The organism is Acidithiobacillus sp. TH-A35, from assembly GCF_057473505.1.
In genome coordinates this window covers 1-18902 of record NZ_JBYCKR010000070.1, presented here as the reverse complement: position 1 = coordinate 18902, position 18902 = coordinate 1, and the positions used below count along the sequence as shown (strand labels likewise).

The following is an 18902-nucleotide window of genomic DNA, read 5'->3' as shown; positions in this document are numbered from 1 at the left end:
TCATCACCCTGCAGTTTCCCCACGGCAATGAGACGGCACTGATTCGCGACTTGCAGATGCACCCCTACAAGGAAGAAGTGCTGCACATGGACTTTTTGCGCGTTCATGCCGGTGAGCGAGTACACCTGCATATCCCGGTCCACTTCCTCAACGAGGATACCTGCGCCGGACTCAAGGCCGGTGGTGTGCTGCATCGCGCCCTGGTGGAGGTAGAAGTGGAGGCGCCAGTGGATCGCCTGCCGGAAGCCCTCCAGGTAGATATTGCCGGGCTGCACATTGGTGATAGCCTGCATCTGTCGCAGATCAGCGTGCCCGCCGGCGTGACGCTGGTGCCTTTGCTGCATGAGGACGACAAGGAAGTCGTCTCCATCCACAATCCGCGTACCGGTGCCGAGGCGGAAGAAGCCCCGGAAACTACCGCTTGAGTCCTTATGGACTGGTTATTGGCGGGCCTGGGTAACCCTGGCGCGGAATACGCCCGGACCCGCCATAATGCCGGTTTTTGGACGCTCCAAACCCTTGCGGATCGGGTCGGGGCGTCTTTGCGTATGGAGAAGCGCTGGCATTGCCTGGCCACTACGGCACGAGCTTCCGGACTGGAACTGGGGCTGTGTATGCCTCAGGATTTCATGAACCGCAGCGGTGGCCCGGTACAGGCTATGGCCGCCTTTTATAAAGTGCCCGTAGAACGGATTCTGGTGATTCATGATGAGCTGGACCTACCCCCAGGTACGGCACGGCTGAAACGCGGTGGTGGTCATGGCGGGCACAACGGCTTACGCGATCTCGACCGTGCCCTGGGCACCCGCGATTACTGGCGGCTGCGCATCGGTATCGGCCATCCAGGGCACAAAGATGCGGTCATCGGTTATGTGCTTGGCGCTCCGACGGCAGCAGATAAGACCCTGATTGACGAGGCGATTGAACGCAGTCTCGGCGTACTTCCCGATTTTCTCAGCGGCCGCACGGATGCGGCACAGAAAACGCTGCATAGCGATTAGGAGTTTCTTATGGCTTTGGCCTGCGGCATCGTCGGCTTACCCAATGTCGGCAAATCCACCCTTTTCAACGCCATCACCAGGGCGGGTATCGCGGCGGAGAACTATCCCTTCTGCACGATTGAGCCGAACGTCGGCCTGGTTGCCGTGCCGGATCCCCGTCTCGAGGCCCTGTCAGAGATCGTCAAACCACAGAAGGTACAGCACGCCACCATGGAGTTCGTGGACATCGCCGGGCTGGTGGCCGGTGCAGCGCAGGGTGAGGGTCTGGGCAACCAGTTTCTCGCCCATATCCGTGAGACAGACGCCATTGCCTTGGTCACCCGCTGCTTTGAGGACCCCAACGTGGTCCATGTGAGTGGCCATGTAGACCCGGTGGCGGATCTGGAGGTGGTGCTGACGGAGCTGATTCTGGCCGATCTCAGCACCGTGGAGAAGGCCCAGGCGCGGGTGGCGCGGCAAGCCAAGGGAGGCAACAAAGACGCGGTGGCCGAAGTCGCCGCCATGACCCGCCTCCTGCCCCACCTCAATGAAGGCAAGCCGGCCGCCAGCCTGAACCTGAACAGCGAGGAGCAAGAGCATCTGCACAGCCTCTGTCTACTGACCATGAAGCCCCTCATGGTTATTGCCAATGTCGCTGAGGACGAGCTGCAGGGTGGCCCCTGGCGTGCACCCCTGGAAGCCTGGGCGGCCGAACGGCATGCGAGTGTGGTGCCTGTCTGCGCCGCCATAGAATCAGAGCTGGCAGAACTGGAACCGGAGGAGCAAAGCGCTTTCTTGCAGGACTTGGGGCTGGAGGAGCCCGGCCTCAACCGCATCATCCGTGCGGCTTACCGTTTACTGGGTCTGCAGACCTACTTCACTGCCGGCGTCAAAGAGGTCCGCGCCTGGACCATCCCGGTGGGCGCCACGGCGCCACAGGCGGCGGGGGTCATTCACAGTGATTTTGAACGCGGTTTCATCCGCGCCCAGACCATCGCTTATGACGATTTCATTCAGTACAAGGGCGAACACGGGGCCAAGGAAGCGGGCAAGATGCGTGCGGAAGGGAAGGAATATGTGGTGCAGGATGGGGATGTGCTGAACTTTTTGTTCAACGTGTAGCGGAACATTCGGGAAAGGCTGAAGACCATGGACTTCACCACTCTCGATGCCCTGCGCAACTACCATCCGGCGTGGCGCTTGCTACGCTCGGACCATGCGCCGCTGATCGCAAGTTTTCTGCATCGGGTCTTCGTGCTGCCCAATGTACGCATCATTTCCGCCGCCGATCTGGCCGGGGCACTGGAAGATGAACTCTATGCCCTGCGCCAGCGGTTGCGGCCGGAGGCTTTCCCCAAAGACGCCATCGACTATCTCAACGATTGGGCAAGTCCAGAAAAGGCCTGGCTCCGCAAATTCTACGCCCAGGGCAGCGACGAGCCTCAGTTCGACCTGACCCCGGCCACGGAAAAAGCCATCACCTGGCTGGACAGTCTCACGGCACGGCAATTTGTTGGGACGGAGTCGCGCCTGCTCACCCTCTTTGACCTACTTAAACAGATGAGCGAGGGCAGCGAGAGCGATCCGGCCATCCGCATGGCCGAGTTGCAGAAGCGGCGCGACGAGATCGACGTGGAAATGGCGCGGGTGCTGGCTGGTGACATTACGCTGCTGGATGATACCGCTCTCAAGGACCGCTTTCAGCAATTTACGCAACTGGCGCGAGAACTGTTGGGCGACTTCCGCGAAGTGGAGCATAACTTCCGCTTGCTGGACCGGCGGGTACGCGAGCGTATCGCCCTCTGGGAAGGCGCCAAAGGGGCATTGCTGGAGGAGATCATGGGAGAACGCGATGCCATCGCCGATTCCGATCAGGGACGCAGCTTTCGTGCCTTCTGGGACTTCCTTATGTCCAGTCGGCGGCAGGAAGAACTGACGGAGATGCTCGACCAGGTGCTGGGGCTGAAGCCGATGGCAGAGCTCAAGCCCGATGCCCGGATGCGGCGGGTGCATTACGACTGGCTGGAGGCCGGTGAACATACCCAGCGCACCGTGGCGCAACTCTCCCAGCAACTACGGCGTTTTCTGGACGATAAGGCGTGGCTTGAAAATCGGCGCATCATGGATATCCTGCACGGCATCGAAGCCAAGGCGCTGGCCCTGCGCGATGAGCCGCCGACAGGCGACGTTACGAAAATGGCGGAGCTGAGCGCCCGCATTGAACTGCCTATGGAAAGACCGCTACACACCCCCACCCTCAAGCCCCTGATTGCGGAACTCACCCTGCAAGCAGGGGAAGACGATGTCGATGCCGTGGCGCTCTACCAGCAGGTTTTCGTGGATACGGCCCAACTGACGGGCCATATCCGTCACGCCTTGCAAGATCGCGCACAGATTACTCTGCGTGAACTGACCGAATCCCAGCCCTTGCGCCAGGGACTGGCGGAGCTGGTGGTCTACCTGCAACTCGGCAGCGAGACCTTTAAAACGGCGGTGGATGAGGACACACCCGAGCATATCCGTTGGGCCGCCCGCAACCGGAATGATGTTATCGTCGAGAAAACGGCACAGTTGCCGCGCCTCATTTTTCTGAGGTAAGGATGGAAGAAGAAACCGCAAACCTTTCCGCACTTGTCATTCCGCTTCTCAAAGGGGTGATCTACCGGGAGGGCGATGAGCACTTGTGGAGCGACCTGCTGAACCTGCATCCGCGGTTACGGGACCATGTCTCAGTGCTGGGCCTGGAACTGGTCATCGACGAAGCGGAAGGCTACGCCTTTCTGAAAAGCCGTCCGGAATCCTCCGACCCGGGCGTGACACCCCCGTCCCGCCTGATTGCCCGCCGGCCCCTGTCTTTTCCGGTGAGCCTGCTGCTCGCCCTGCTGCGCAAAAAGCTGGCGGAATTCGATGTCGGCGGTGACGACACCCGTCTGGTACTAAGTCGCGAGGAAATCGTCGAACTGCTGCGTGTGTTTCTGCCCGACAGCAGCAACGAGACACGGATCGTCGATCAGATCGAGAATCACATCAACAAAATTGTCGATCTGGGTTTTCTGCGCCGCTTGAAGACCAGCAGCGGTCCGACCAGCTTTGAAGTACGGCGTATCCTCAAGGCCTTTGTCGACGCGCAATGGCTGGCGGATTTTGACCAGAGACTCGCAGACTATCACGCACAATGCAGCGGCGTGGAAGGCCGCGCAGAGGACACTGCCAATGATTGAAGCACAAGCGCTGGAACTGGATTTTCTCGGCGACGATACCCTCTCGGGTTTTCGCCTGCACCGGCTGGAAGTGTTCAACTGGGGCACCTTCGATCAGCGCGTCTGGACCCTCACTCTGGACGGCCAGAACGGGCTGCTGACCGGCGACATTGGCTCCGGCAAGTCCACCCTAGTAGATGCCATCACCACCCTGCTGGTCCCGGCCCAGCGCATCGCCTACAACAAGGCCGCCGGTGCCGACAGCAAGGAGCGCAGCCTGCGCTCTTATGTACTCGGGCATTACAAATCGGAGCGTAATGAAGTGACGGGAGCGGCCAAACCCGTGGCTCTGCGCGGTCAGAACAGCTACTCGGTGATTCTCGGAGTCTTCCATAATGCGGGTTATGGATCCACTGTGACCCTGGCGCAAATCTTCTGGATGAAGGATGCCCAGGGCCAGCCCGCCCGCTTCTTTGCCATGGCCGAAAGCGATCTCTCCATCACCCGGGATTTTTCCGGATTTGGCACCGACATTGGCCAGTTGCGCAAGCGCCTGCGCGACGGTGGCGTCGACATCGAAGACGGTTTTCCCAAGTACAGCGCCTGGTTCCGCCGTCGCTTCGGCATTGAAAACGATCAAGCCCTGGAACTCTTCCACCAAACCGTCTCCATGAAGTCCGTGGGCAATCTCACCGACTTCGTGCGCAATCACATGCTGGAACCCTTCGATGTCGTCCCGCGCATCGGTGCCCTCATTACCCATTTCGACGACCTGAGCCGTGCCCATGCCGCCGTGCTCAAGGCCAAGCGCCAAGTGCAACTGCTGACGCCGCTGGTGGCCGACTGCGCCCAGCACCGGACGCTACAAGACAAAGTCGATGACTTGCGTCAGTGCCGCGAAGGCCTGCGCGCCCACTTTGCCGGATTGAAACTGGCCCTGCTGGATAAACGCCTCATCAGTATCCACGAAGACTGGAGTCGCCTGGATACGCAGGTGCAACGGCTGGATCAGCGCCGCAGCGAACAGCGCATGGCCGTCGATGCCATCCGCCAGGCCATCGCCCAGAACGGCGGCAATCGGCTGGAGCAGTTGCGCATGGAAATTCAACGCGCTGGGCAGGAGCGTGACCGCCGTCGGCACAAGGCGGACCGTTACGCCGAACTCGTCCAGAAGATGGCCGAGACGCCAGCCGCGCATGCTGCGGCCTTTCAGGAACAACACAGCCAACTGGACGAACTCAGCGATCGCCTGCGGGAACAGGCGACTGGCCTGGAGAATCAGGAGCGGGAAGAGGATTTCACCTTTCGCAAAGGACGGGAGGAGTATGAAGCCCGAAGCGCGGAAATCGCCAGCCTGAAGCAACGCCGCAGTAACATCGACACCCGGCAAATCCAGATTCGCAGTGCCCTCTGTGCAGCGCTGGGCGTGGACGAAGAAGAGATGCCCTTTACCGGTGAACTCCTTCAGGTGCGTCCCGAGGATGGTCCCTGGGAAGGTGCTGCGGAGCGTTTGCTGCACGACTTCGGGCTTTCCTTGCTGGTGCCGGATGCCCGCTACGCCGACGTGGCGGCCTGGGCAGACAGCAATCAATTGCGCGGGCGACTGGTCTATTTCCATGTGCGACCGCACAAACAGGGCGAAATGCCCGAACTGCACCCAGATTCCTTGCTCCGCAAACTCTCTGTCAAACCCGATTCCCCTTTCTACGGCTGGCTGCAGCGGGAAATGGCGCGTCGCTTTGACGTAGCCTGTTGCAGCACCCCGGAGCAGTTCCGCCGGGAGAGCCGCGCCATCACCCACGCCGGCCAGATCAAAGACCCCGGCGGACGGCACGAAAAGGATGACCGCCACCCCATCGATGACCGCAGCCGCTATGTACTGGGCTGGAGCAACGCCGCTAAAATTGCCGCGCTGGAAACTACCCAACGCCAGCTCGAAACCTCTCTCAGTGAAACGCGCAGCCGCCTGGGCGCCATCCAGTCGGCACGCAAGGCGCTGGAGGAGCGACTGCAGACCCTCGCCCGGCTGGAGGAGTTCAACGACTACGAAGAACTGGACTGCGCTGCCATCGCCACGGAAATTGCCCGCCTGGAAGACGAACGGCAGGCGCTGGAATCGGCGTCGGACATCCTCAAGTCTCTGAACATACAGTTACAGGATGCATCCCAGAACCTCAGCGGCACCGAGAACCAACTGGAAGCCGCCAAAGATAAGCGTTCCAAGCTGGAACAGCGCCGGAGCGATACCGGAAAACTGCGGGAGGAAACCCAGAAACAACTGAAGGAAACCCCGGCTGACCCGCTTTTGTCACAAAAACTGGAGCCCTTACGCTGCGAAGCGTCGGGTGAACACCATCTCACTGTGGAATCCTGCGAGGGTCGCGAACAGGAACTGCGCCAATGGCTGCAGAACAAGATGGACAATGAAAACAAAAAAATCACCGGGCTGGCCGAGAAAATCATCAAGGCCATGTCCGCCTTCAAGGACGCCTACAAACTGGAAACCGAGGATTACGATGCCAGCTTGGCCGCTGCCTTTGAATATCAGAATCTGCTCGACACCCTGAACAGTGACGATTTGCCGCGCTTTGAGGCCCGCTTCAAAGATCTGCTCAACGTCAACGCCATCAACGAGATCGCCAATTTCAACGCGCAACTCGCCCGCGAACGCGAAACCATCAAGGAACGCATCACCCGGATCAACGAGTCCCTGGCGCAGATCGATTACAACCCCAGCCGCTATATCGTGCTGGAATCCCAGCCCAGCCCCGATGCCGAGACCCGCGACTTCCAGACGGAACTGCGCCGATGCACCGAAGGGGCATTAACTGGCTCCGAAGATGCCCAGTATTCCGAAAGTAAGTTTTTGCAGGTCAAAAGTATCATTGATCGCTTCCGGGGCCGCGAAGGCTTGTCCGATCAGGATCACCGTTGGACCAACAAAGTCACTGACGTGCGCAACTGGTTCCTCTTCGCCGCCAGCGAGCGCTGGCGTGAGGATGACAGCGAACACGAGCACTACACCGACTCCGGCGGCAAGTCCGGCGGGCAGAAGGAAAAACTGGCCTATACCATTCTCGCCGCCAGTCTTGCCTATCAATTCGGTCTGGAATGGGGCGCGGTGCGCTCCCGCTCTTTCCGCTTCGTGGTCATTGACGAGGCCTTTGGTCGCGGCTCCGACGAGTCGGCGCAGTACGGTCTGCGTCTCTTCCAGCAACTGAACCTGCAACTACTTATTGTCACGCCGCTACAGAAAATCCACATTATCGAACCCTTCGTCGCCCACGTCGGCTTCGTTCACAACGAAGGTGGCAAGGACTCCAAATTGCGTAATCTGCCTATCGCGGAATACCGTGCGCACAAGGCAGACTTCGCCCCGTGAACTGGACCTCTGCGGCGAACGTCCGCAAGCAGCTTCAGCGGCTCTGGGAGCGCGGGGAGTTGCTGCGGGCGCTGACCGACGATGCCGCATTTTTCCCCTTGCGGCTGACCTTTAAATGCCCGAATTCAGCAGAGCTGACCGAACAATTCGCCGCCGTCCGTGACTGGATCTGCGCCCTGACCGCCATCCCGAAGATCCGCATCGAGTGGCGCGAGACTCAGCACCGGGTGTTTGGCGCACAACGGCTGCCCGCCTCCCTCTGGGTGGATACCGCAGAAGATGCCCTCGCGCTGATCAGCAAGCAGCATGATGCCAGGCGTTTTCGGACAATATGGGCATCGACGGCATTCCGGCACCCTGCACTGCTGGATTGGCTACACCGAAAACCGTTGCAGGCGTTGGACTACACTACCGTCTGGCCGCAACTACTGGCGGTGCTGGACTGGATGGCGGACCATCCCCGCCCCGGTATCTACCTGCGCCAAGTGGATATTCCCGGTATCCACAGCAAGTTTATCGAAGGGCACCGCGCGGTGCTGTCCGAACTCTGCGATGCACTCCTGCCCGCAGAGGCCATCGCCCCTGGGCATCGGGGTATCAGCCAGTTTACCTCCCGCTACGGCTTTCTCGATAAAGCGCCGCGCATCCGCTTTCGGCTGCTGGATGCCGGGATAACGCTGCTCCCCGGCACGTTCTGTCCCGACATCACCCTGGACGCCGCCAACTTTGCGACACTGGATCTGCCGGTCCGCAGGGTCTTCATCACCGAAAATGAGACCAACTTCCTCGCCTTCCCCCGCGTCTCCGACGCCATCGTCATTTTTGGCGCGGGTTACGGCTGGGACGCACTGTCCCAGGCCCGCTGGCTTGCGCGCTGCGCTATCCATTATTGGGGAGACATCGACACCCACGGCTTCGCCATCCTCGACCATTTGCGCAAGTACTTTCCGCAGGTGCAGACCTTGCTCATGGATGAAGAAACCCTGATGACGCATCAGGATTTCTGGGGAGAGGAAGACAAGCCCACCGTACAGGATCTGCCTCACCTGGCCGAAAGCGAACGCGTCCTCTACGACATCCTCCGCGACAACCGCCTCCGTCCCGGATTACGACTGGAACAGGAGCGAATTAGATTTAGCCGTCTACAGGATGCCATCGCCGCGTCTTTTTGACGAAGTGCTCATCACTATCGTCCAAAATAGATTGCATGGCGCGTGTTTTAACGTACACTCTCCGCCCATGGAACAGGTCTGCAAAAAAATTCGGCAACTTCGCGAGGATAAAGGCTGGTCCGTGCGCGGACTGGCGGCACGTGCCGAGATTTCACCCAGCGCCCTCTCGCAGATCGAGGCCGGGCAGAACTCCCCCTCCATCGCCACGCTGGAAAAAATCTGCGCGGCGCTGCAGATCCCCATCGTCGCGATTTTCGATGATGGAGAAACGGCGGGTTTGCCATTGATCATGCGCAGCGGTGACCGGCGCAAGTTTTACAGTGCCGGTTCCCACGCTTCACTGGAGCCGCTGGCCCGCGGCCTGCCGCAAAAAAAAATGCAACCGCTGCTGATGGTACTCGAACCAGGCGGAGAATGCGGGGAGCATCCCTATACCAGTGCCGAGGGAGAAGAGTTCACCATTGTCATCCACGGGACAGCCGCTTTTGAGCAATCCGGGGTGACCACGGAACTGGGGGAAGGCGACGCCATTTACTATAATCCACGTTTGCCCCACAACTGGCACAACCGCAGCCACTCCGCAACGACCCTGCTGGTGGTGGTAGCCCAGTGATCTCCTGCCTGCCCTTGGATCTGGCCACTGGGGCATTACTGCTCTGGCTGGGTCTGGGGCTATTGGGTTTTCTGCTGGGCGGCTGGCCAGCCCTTGCCTGTCGACTGGTGTTTCCCGCAAGCAGCGTGGTCGCCCTGCTGCTGACCATTGCCGGATTCACCGCGCTGACGGCCACTCCGGACCACCTGCAACTGCACGGCCCCCTCCCCGCTCTGCCCTGGTCTTTCCAGATCGATCCCCTCTCGGGATTTTTCCTGATCCTGCTGGGACTGCTGGCCTTCGCGGTAGCACTGTTTGCTACTGGCTATTTCCGCTCCTTACCGGGACCCGACTTGCGCCGTTTAATGCTCCAGTACCACAGTTTTCTGCTGGGTATGGGGCTCGTTCTGCTGGCGGCCAACGCCTTCACCTTTCTGGTCGCCTGGGAAATCATGGCACTGGCCTCGTATTTCCTGGTGGTGACGGAGCATGAAGAAGTCGGCAGCCGACACGCCGGTTTCCTCTATCTGCTCATCGCCCATTTGGGGGCACTGAGCATTTTGCTGGGCTTCGTCATCCTCGCCGGGGCGACCATAGCCCAGGGCGGGCCATTCAGCGCCATGCTGCACGCCCCCCTCAACCCGTTCTGGGCATCGGCAGCCTTTCTCCTGACCTTTTTCGGTTTCAGTGCCAAGGCGGGTCTGCTCCCCCTGCATATCTGGTTGCCGGATGCCCATCCCGCCGCCCCCGCCCCGGTCTCCGCGCTGATGAGCGGGGCGATGCTGCAGATGGCCTTCTATGGCATGTTACGGGTGGACTTTCTCTTCTTCGGCAAGCTGGCCCTGTGGTGGGGTCCCTTTGTCTTGGTAGTGGGCCTGGCGACGGCCCTCTTTGGTGTGCTTTTCGCCGCCGTCCAGACCGACATGAAGCGCCTGCTGGCCTATTCCTCCATGGAAAATATGGGCCTGATCATGGTGGCTTTCGGCCTCGCCCTGATCTTCCGCGCGCACGGGCTCAATGCCCTGGCGGCCCTGGCCCTGGCCGCCGCCCTGTATCACGCCCTGAACCATGCTTTCTTCAAGGGCCTGCTTTTTCTCGGCAGTGGCAGTGTGCTGCACGGGGCAGGCAGCGTGTCCATGGATCGACTGGGTGGCCTGATCCGGCAGATGCCCCAGACCGCATTTTTTATGCTCCTGGGCACCCTCGCCATCGCCGGGTTGCCACCGCTCAACGGCTTTGTCTCCGAATGGCTGCTCCTGCAAGCCTTTCTGCTATCCCCCGCCCTGCCGCAAAGCACCCTCAGTGCGGTATTGCCGTTGGCGGCCGCCGGCGTAGTGCTGGCGGCCGCTCTGGCGGCCTATGCCATGGTCAAGTTTTACGGCATCGCCTTTCTCGGTCAGCCGCGTGGCACCCGGCATGTCCACGAGGCCGGACGCTGGGAACAGTCGGCCATGGCCCTGCTCAGTCTCGCCTGTATGTTTCTCGGACTCTTTCCGGGTGTTCTGCTGAATCTGCTGCATCCGGTGTTGCTGGAGATGCTCGGCCAGGGCTTCGCCATCCAGCAAGGGCTATGGCTGACCCCGGTCTCCGCACAACGCGCCAGTTATAGTCCAGTGATTTTCTTCCTCGGCATGGCGATCGCCCTGGGTCTGGGTTTTCTCCTGATCTGGAGTCTCTTTGGCCGGCCCTTGCGGCGCGTGCCGGTCTGGGCCTGCGGTTTTCCCGTCCGGACGCCGGCCATGCAGGATAGCCCACTGGGCTTTGTCCAACCCCTCCTGCGCATCTTCGCCCCACTCTATCAGGCGGAGCGGCAGGCAGACGATGCCGGCCGCTGGCAGGTACGGATCGGCGAACCGGTGTACCGCGGCATCTATCAGCCCCTGAACCGCATCGTCCTCTGGCTCTCGGCTCAGGTGCTGCGCCTGCAGCAGGGTCGCATCACCCTGTATCTGCTTTACAGTTTCCTGACGCTGCTGGTCCTGCTGGCGATCTGGCGATGACCGCCATACTGCTGGAACTGGCGCAGGTGCTGCTGGTGGCGTTTCTGGCGCCGCTCTTTGCCGGCCTGCTGCGGGCATTGCGGACGATCCTGCAGAACCGGCGACCGGCTGGCTGCTGGCAGAGCTACCGCGATCTGTATCGCCTGTTCCATAAAGAATCTCTGCAGGCAGAAGGAACGTCCTGGCTCTTCCGCTTTGCGCCTTACGGGATTTTCGGAGCGTTCTGTCTGGCGGCCGGGATCATCCCCATTCTCGCCACCGGCCTACCCCTGGCACCGGCTGCCGATGTCATTGCCCTGGTGGGTTTGTTCGCCCTGGCGCGGGTTTTTCAGGTACTGGCGGCCATGGATACGGGGACACCTTTCGCCACCCTGGGTGCCCATCGGGAAATGCTGATCGCAGGGCTTGCGGAACCCGCTCTGCTGGCCACACTCTTTACGGCGTCCCTGCTCTCCCGGTCCACTTCGCTGAGCGTGATCGTCGCCCATCTGGAGCAACTGCACTTCGCCCTGCACCCCAGCATGGTTTTCGCCGCCGCCGCCTTTTTCATGGTGCTGCTGGCGGAAAACGCGCGGATTCCCGTGGATAATCCCGCCACCCACCTGGAGCTGACCATGATCCACGAAGCCATGCTCCTGGAATACTCGGGACGGCACCTCGCGCTCATGGAGTGGGGGGCGCAGATCAAGCTGGTGCTCTACGTGGCCATCGGTATTGCGCTGTTTTTGCCCTGGGGTATCGTGCCCACCGCAGAAATTGCGGTACTGCCCCTGACCGTGCCGATCCTGCTGCTGAAATTCGCGGCCGCTGCTCTTATCCTGGCGCTGGTCGAAACCCTACTCGCCAAGCTGCGCCTCTTTCGTTCGCCGGAGTTCATGGCAACAGCCTTTCTGCTCGGAGTCGTCGGACTCCTGAGTTTCTTCATGCTGGGGGCATGACATGATGATCACCACACAGGGACTCGCCTGGGGCATCCCCCTGCTGAGGCTCCTCGCCGCCCTCCTCCTGCTGCTGGCTTTCGCCATGCTGGCGCAACGGCGGCTCCTCACCCTGATCCACCTTCTCGCTTGGCAAGGAGTGGTCCTAGCGACTGGCACCGCGCTGGTGGCGCTGTTGACCGGGCAGACAGAATTATGGTTTTCCGCAGCGCTGACCCTGTGCCTGAAGGCCATTCTGATCCCGACGGTCCTGCATCGCCTGCTACGGCGACTGCAGGTGCATGGCGATGTGGAGGCAGTACTCAACATTCCCCTGACCCTGCTCGCCGGCATCGCACTGGTCATCTTCGCCTTCTCCCTCGCCGCTCCCATCACCGCCCTGACCGGCACCGTGACCCGCGGCATGGTCGGCATTGCCCTCGCCGCCGTACTGCTCGCTTTTCTGATGATGATCACGCGGCGCAAGGCTATTTCTCAGGTCGTGGGTTTTCTGGCTATCGATAATGGCCTCTTCTTCGCCGCCACCAGCGCCACCCTGGGTATGCCGATGATTGTGGAACTGGGCGTAGCCCTGGATGCCCTGATCGGTTTCGTTATTCTCGGCGTGTTCTTTTTTCAGATACGGGAGACCTTCGACAGCATGGATCTCCAGAATCTGGAACATATCCGGGAGGAATAATGCTGATTCTGCTGGTTCTGGCGTGTGCGGCGATGGGCATCCCCCTGCTCGCCCTCTGGGGCGACGGACGCCGGGGCGCAGCGCTGTTCATCGGCCTCAATACGCTTACCCTGCTGGCTATCCTCGCCCTGACTATACAGGTGCTGCGGGACGGCGCATTTACCGCGGGCGGCGGACAATTCATGGTGGATGATCTCAGTATCGTGCTGGTACTGGTGGATGGTGTGGTGGGGCTCAGTACGGCATGGTTCTCCCGCAACTACATGCTGCACGAAATTGCGCACTGGTCGCTCTCCCGCCGGCGTGTCCGCCTTTATCACGCGATGTTCCAGACCTTTCTCGCCACCATGCTGCTGGCCCTGTTGACCAACAATATGGGCATCCTCTGGGTAGCCATGGAAGGCGCCACGCTGTCGACGGTCCTGCTGGTGAGCCTCTTCCGCACCGCCGAAGGTCTGGAGGCGGCCTGGAAATATTTCATCCTCTGCGGCGTCGGTCTGGCGATGGCGCTATTCGGCACGATCCTGCTGTATTTCGCCGCTCAGAAAATCATGGGGCACGGTGCGGACGCATTGCTGTGGACCCATCTGGCAGCCGTGCGCCATCAGTTGGAGCCGCAGGTCATGGCCATCGCCTTCATCTTCATGCTGGTGGGCTACGGCACCAAAATCGGCCTGACCCCGCTCAACAACTGGCTGCCGGATGCCCACGCCAGCGGCCCCAGCTCGGTTTCGGCGGTACTTTCCGGACTATTGCTCAATGTGGCCCTCTACGCCGTTCTGCGCGCCAAGGTGCTGGTGGATGGTGCCCTGGGTCCGGACTTCGCCGGTCGACTGCTGATGGGCTTCGGTTTGCTCTCCCTACTGGTGGCGGCCTTTTCCATGCTACGGCAGCGGGATGTGAAGCGGCTTTTCGCCTACTCCTCCATCGAGCATATGGGACTGGCCACCTTCGCCTTCGGGATCGGCTCGCCACTGGCGAGTTTTGCGGGCCTACTGCACATGATCAGCCATAGCCTGACCAAATCCTCCGTGTTTTTCTCGGTCGGACAAGCGGTACAAAGTGTCGGCAGCCGGGAAATCCAGCGCATCCGCGGCCTGTTGGAATTCAGCCCTTTCCTGGGCTGGGCGCTCATGCTGGCGGTGCTCTTTATCCTCGGAATGCCACCCAGCGGCCTCTTCCTGAGTGAATTTCTTATTATCACCAGCACGTTGCAGGCCCAGCCCTGGCTCACGCCTTCGCTCCTGCTGGGATTGGGCGTAGCCTTCGCCGGGATTTTCCCGCGCCTGCAGGGAATGGTCTTCGGGCCTGCTCCAGAAGGCATCGCCCGCCAGCCCGTCGCCGGCATCATCCCGGTCTTCATCCAACTGGCCCTCGTCATCGTGCTCGGGGTATCCATCCCCTGGATACTGGTCCAGTGGATGCAGCATGCCGCTCTGCTCCTCCACGGATAAGGACGCCATCATGCCCAACCCAGCACTGCGCGTACTGACTGATTTCCGGCAATGGGGCACGACGTTACCGGTGTGGTCCGGTCGCCTCTGTAAAGAGTATTGGCCGCTTGCCGCCGAGAATATCCGTGCGCAGGGGGGTCGCCTGCTGGCCCTCTGGGGCGAGGAGCGTCGCGCCGAAGAATCCGGTTATCTCATCCACGCGGCGTTTCTCGCCGAGACAGGCATCATCCATACGGAAATGATCGTGGACCCTGCTGCTGCGGTCTGTCCGGGTCTGGCCGCTATCTTTCCGGCTGCCCTGCGCATGGAACGGACACTCTATGACCTGCTGGGCGTCCGTACGACAGGGACGAACGATACCCGCCCCTGGCTGCGGCATGCCGTCTGGCCTGCGGATCAATTTCCCCTGCGCGCGGATTTTCGCACTGAAAACCTCGGTACCGCCGGAGACGGAGACTATGCCTTCGTGCCTGCGGCCAGCCTGGACACCCACGAGATTCCGGTCGGCCCCATACATGCCGGCATCATCGAGCCGGGGCATTTCCGTTTTCAGGTCCTGGGGGAGGAAATCCTGCGCCTGGAGGAGCGTTTCGGTTATGCGCACAAAGGCGTGGAGCGCCTCTTCCAGGGCCTGGATGTGGCAGCCGGCGCGCGTCTGGCCGGACGTATCAGCGGCGACAGCACGGTGGCTTATGCTTGGAGTTATGCCCAGGCGGTGGAACAGATCGCCAACGCACAGGTGCCGGAACGCACCCAATGGCTGCGCGCCCTCTGCCTGGAACGGGAACGCATGGCCAACCATCTCGGCGATCTCGGTGCCATCGGCAACGATGCCGGGTTGGCCTTCGCCCTGACCCAGTTTCAGGCCCTCAAAGAGGACCTGCTGCGGGAGAATCAGCGCTATTTTGGGCATCGCTATCTCATGGACAGGGTCTTGCCCGGTGGGGTGGCCTTTGATCTCACGGCGGTGGCCATCGCTGCCCTCCATAGTGCGGGGCAGGCACTCAAAACCGCCGTCGGGCGCCTGCAGGAAATTCTCGCCGAACACGGCGGACTGCGCGACCGCGTGGTGCAACTGGGTGTAATTTCCCCCGAGCGGGCGGCGCATCTGGGACTCATGGGGGTTGCCGGCCGAGCCAGCGGCCAGGCCTGGGATTTGCGTGTGCAGTTCCCCCACACCCCTTATGACCAGCTCCAGGTACGGATGGCCACAGCCACGGAAGGCGATGTCGCGGCACGTATGGCCGTGCGTTTTCTGGAGATTTCCGAGTCGCTGCGCTTACAGGAGGAGATCCTCCAGAAACTGCCCGACGGTACCGTATACCACCCGCTGGATCTCCGGGATGCCGCGGGTGAAGGCGTCGGTTGGGTGGAGGGCTGGCGGGGCGAGATATTCTTCTGGCTGCGCATGGAGCAGGGAAATATTCGCCAGTGCCGTCCCCAGGACCCTTCATGGGTCCTCTGGCCGGCACTGGAAGAGGCGGTCCTGCGCGATATCGTCGCGGATTTTCCGCTCATCAACAAATCTTTCAACCTGAGTTACAGCGGCCATGATCTTTGAGCACAGCGCCCAGGCGATTCCCGAAAGGAGACGATGATGTATCGGATACTGCGCGAGGTCCTGCGGCTGGGAAAAGTCGGGGAAAAACCGCCGCGGACAGAGCGGGACCCCGCATCCGCCAGCCCCTCCAGTTTTCGCCACAGTCTCAGCGTCCGCCATGTGGATGCGGGCTCCTGTAATGGCTGCGAACTGGAGCTCAATGCCCTGAGCGGTCCGCACTATGGACTGGAGCAGGCCGGTTTTCGCTTCACCGCATCCCCACGCCACGCCGATGTGCTGACGGTGAGCGGGCCGGTGACCCGCCATATGGTCGCGGCTTTACAAGACTGCCACAACGCCATGCCCGAACCGCGGCGGATCATCGCCATCGGCGACTGCGCCTGTTGCGGCGGTGTGTTCCGGGGCAGTTATGCGGTCATGGATGGTGTCGCAGCCGTGTTGCCGGTGGATCTGCAGATACCGGGCTGCCCGCCAGACCCTGACGCTCTGCTGCGCGGGCTGTTGCAGGTGTCCGGGGAACGGATGGAGGGTTGATGCGGGGTGTTGTCCTGACGTTCAAAGGCTGGCCACCAGTGGGCAAAGCGTTGGCAGAAACAAATCATAACGTTTTGCTTATCTATAAAATAAGATTTTACTTGGTATGTTGGCACTATTTTTAGTGATATAATAATACAATTAATATTATAAAAAATATCTTGGTCATAATATCTGTTACTCCGGATAAATTATGAAGTTAGCAACAAAATCAATCTTTCCCATCAATATGCACATAAGGAGCAACCATGGATCAATCTAATCGTTATGCCGATCTTTCCCTAAAAGAGGAAGAACTCATCGCCGCTGGCAAGCACATTCTGGTGGCCTACAAGATGAAGCCCAAGGCGGGCCACGGTTATCTGGAGGCCGCCGCCCACTTTGCCGCGGAATCGTCCACCGGCACCAACGTCGAGGTGTCGACCACCGACGACTTCACCAAGGGCGTGGACGCGCTGGTTTATCACATCGACGAAGCCACCGAGGATATGCGCATCGCCTATCCACTGGAGTTGTTCGACCGCAACGTCACCGATGGCCGCATGATGATCGTCTCCTTTCTGACCCTGGTCATCGGCAACAACCAGGGCATGGGCGACATCGAGCACGGCCAGATGATCGACTTCTTCATGCCCCCGCGCGCCATTCAGTTGTTCGACGGCCCGGCCAAGGATATCTCTGATCTGTGGCGCATCCTCGGCCGCCCGGTCAAGGACGGCGGCTATATTGCCGGCACCATCATCAAACCCAAGCTGGGTCTGCGCCCCGAACCCTTTGCCGCAGCGGCCTATCAGTTCTGGCTCGGTGGCGACTTCATCAAGAATGACGAGCCCCAGGGCAACCAGGTCTTCGCCCCGGTGAAAAAGACCATCCCGCTGGTGTATGACGCCATGAAACGCGCCATGGACGAAACGGGTGAGGCCAAACTGTTCTCCATGAACATCACCGCCGACGACCATTACGAAATGTGCGCCCGCGCTGACTTCGCCCTGGAAACATTCGGTCCCGACGCCGACAAACTGGCCTTTCTGGTAGATGGCTTCGTCGGTGGCCCGGGCATGATCACCACGGCACGCCGCCAGTATGCCGGCCAGTATCTGCACTATCACCGCGCCGGCCATGGCATGATCACCTCGCCCAGCGCCAAGCGCGGCTACACCGCCTTCGTGCTGGCCAAGATGTCCCGCCTGCAGGGTGCGTCCGGTATTCATGTGGGCACCATGGGCTACGGCAAGATGGAAGGCGGTGCTGACGACCGCAACATCGCCTACATGATTGAGCGCGACAGTGGTGACGGTCCTGTTTACCATCAGGAGTGGTATGGCATGAAACCCACCACGCCCATCATCTCCGGCGGCATGAATGCCCTGCGTCTGCCCGGCTTCTTCGAGAACCTTGGCCACGGCAACGTGATCAACACGGCAGGCGGTGGCTCCTACGGCCATATTGACAGCCCGGCAGCCGGCGCGGTCTCCCTGCGTCAGGCTTACGAGTGTTGGAAGGCGGGTGCTGATCCCATTGAGTACGCCAGGGAGCACAAGGAATTCGCACGGGCCTTCGAATCCTTCCCGGGCGATGCCGACAAGCTCTACCCGGGCTGGCGCGAAAAGCTGGGCATACACCGGTAAGCCTCTGACTCAAACCGGTTCCGGTCAACCGGGTGAAATCGCCCCCACATGGGGGCGATTTTGTTGAAGGCGGCAGCCCGCAGCCCGCTTTCAGACCGACCCATTCCCTGTTTCGCCGCCTCTGGCGGCAAACCGCAAACGGAGCACCGCATGACTGCATCAGATTCCTCCATCCTGAACCAGTACCTGGTAGGCAAGGAACCGTTCTACCAGCCTCAGCATGACGAAGTGGCCCTGTTTGAAGCCGCTTATCGCAGACGTCTGCCGGTGATGGTCAAGGGACCGACGGGTTGCGGCAAGTCCCGCTTTGTCGAATTCATGGCCTGGCGCCTCGGCAAACCGCTGGTCACCGTAGCCTGTAACGAGGACATGACCGCCGCCGATCTGGTCGGCCGCTGGCTGCTCGACAAGGACGGTACCCGCTGGCAGGACGGTCCGCTGACAGTGGCCGCACGCTACGGCGCTATCTGCTATCTGGACGAAATTGTCGAGGCCCGTCAGGACACCACCGTGGTGATCCACCCGCTCACCGACCATCGCCGCACCCTGCCGCTGGACAAGAAGGGCGAACTGATACGCGCTCACCCGGATTTTCAGTTGGTGATTTCCTACAATCCCGGCTATCAGTCGCTGATGAAGGATCTCAAGCAATCCACCAAGCAGCGCTTTACCGGCTTCGAGTTCGATTATCCCAACGCCGAACTGGAAACCGGGATTCTGGCGCGGGAAACCGGTGTGGCACCGGCCATAGCCGCCCAGTTGGTCACCGTGGCCGCCACCGC

The 18902-nt window shown here is 60.8% G+C and carries 16 protein-coding genes; all 16 read left to right on the top strand.

The window, feature by feature from the left end; all coding sequences use genetic code 11:
* A partial coding sequence (locus tag AC2VNK_RS02765; protein ID WP_486882720.1) for a 50S ribosomal protein L25 occupies positions 1-425 on the top strand: 425 nt, incomplete at its 5' end.
* Between the two features lie 6 nt (positions 426-431).
* Positions 432-1001, top strand: coding sequence for an aminoacyl-tRNA hydrolase (pth, locus tag AC2VNK_RS02760; protein ID WP_291524828.1), 570 nt, complete (start codon positions 432-434; stop codon positions 999-1001).
* Between the two features lie 9 nt (positions 1002-1010).
* Positions 1011-2102 carry a redox-regulated ATPase YchF gene (ychF, locus tag AC2VNK_RS02755; RefSeq protein WP_291524830.1) on the top strand — a complete coding sequence of 364 codons (1092 nt, stop codon included), beginning with the start codon at positions 1011-1013 and terminating at the stop codon, positions 2100-2102.
* Between the two features lie 27 nt (positions 2103-2129).
* Entirely contained in the window at positions 2130-3578 is a 1449-nt protein-coding gene (locus AC2VNK_RS02750; RefSeq protein WP_486882719.1) for a DUF3375 domain-containing protein, read from the top strand.
* Between the two features lie 2 nt (positions 3579-3580).
* Positions 3581-4201, top strand: a complete 621-nt coding sequence (locus AC2VNK_RS02745) for a DUF4194 domain-containing protein (RefSeq protein WP_291524834.1) — start codon at positions 3581-3583, stop codon at positions 4199-4201.
* Positions 4194-7562 (top strand): ATP-binding protein, encoded by a 3369-nt coding sequence (locus AC2VNK_RS02740; RefSeq protein WP_486882718.1) that lies wholly within the window; start codon positions 4194-4196, stop codon positions 7560-7562. The genes AC2VNK_RS02745 and AC2VNK_RS02740 overlap by 8 nt, the downstream gene beginning before the upstream one ends.
* Complete coding sequence (locus AC2VNK_RS02735) at positions 7559-8734, top strand: DUF3322 domain-containing protein (RefSeq protein WP_291524838.1); 1176 nt, start codon at positions 7559-7561, stop codon at positions 8732-8734. The genes AC2VNK_RS02740 and AC2VNK_RS02735 overlap by 4 nt, the downstream gene beginning before the upstream one ends.
* A gap of 67 nt (positions 8735-8801) precedes the next feature.
* A complete protein-coding gene (locus tag AC2VNK_RS02730; RefSeq protein WP_291524840.1) occupies positions 8802-9347 on the top strand; it encodes a helix-turn-helix domain-containing protein in 546 nt (181 codons plus the stop codon).
* Positions 9344-11326: a hydrogenase 4 subunit B gene (hyfB, locus tag AC2VNK_RS02725; protein WP_486882717.1), complete on the top strand. Its 1983-nt coding sequence runs from the start codon at positions 9344-9346 to the stop codon at positions 11324-11326. Before AC2VNK_RS02730 ends, hyfB begins: the two co-directional genes overlap by 4 nt.
* Positions 11323-12264 carry a respiratory chain complex I subunit 1 family protein gene (locus AC2VNK_RS02720; protein ID WP_486882716.1) on the top strand — a complete coding sequence of 314 codons (942 nt, stop codon included), beginning with the start codon at positions 11323-11325 and terminating at the stop codon, positions 12262-12264. Before hyfB ends, AC2VNK_RS02720 begins: the two co-directional genes overlap by 4 nt.
* A gap of 1 nt (position 12265) precedes the next feature.
* Positions 12266-12943: a formate hydrogenlyase gene (locus tag AC2VNK_RS02715; protein ID WP_486882715.1), complete on the top strand. Its 678-nt coding sequence runs from the start codon at positions 12266-12268 to the stop codon at positions 12941-12943.
* Positions 12943-14397: a hydrogenase 4 subunit F gene (locus tag AC2VNK_RS02710; protein WP_486882714.1), complete on the top strand. Its 1455-nt coding sequence runs from the start codon at positions 12943-12945 to the stop codon at positions 14395-14397. Before AC2VNK_RS02715 ends, AC2VNK_RS02710 begins: the two co-directional genes overlap by 1 nt.
* 10 nt (positions 14398-14407) lie before the next feature.
* Entirely contained in the window at positions 14408-15958 is a 1551-nt protein-coding gene (locus tag AC2VNK_RS02705) for a hydrogenase large subunit (RefSeq protein WP_486882713.1), read from the top strand.
* 33 nt (positions 15959-15991) lie between these two features.
* Positions 15992-16492, top strand: a complete 501-nt coding sequence (locus AC2VNK_RS02700; protein ID WP_486882712.1) for an NADH-quinone oxidoreductase subunit B family protein — start codon at positions 15992-15994, stop codon at positions 16490-16492.
* 248 nt (positions 16493-16740) lie between these two features.
* Positions 16741-18120, top strand: a complete 1380-nt coding sequence (locus AC2VNK_RS02695; RefSeq protein ID WP_486882711.1) for a ribulose-bisphosphate carboxylase — start codon at positions 16741-16743, stop codon at positions 18118-18120.
* Between the two features lie 150 nt (positions 18121-18270).
* On the top strand, positions 18271-18902 hold a 632-nt coding region (locus AC2VNK_RS02690; protein ID WP_486882710.1), incomplete at its 3' end, for an ATP-binding protein.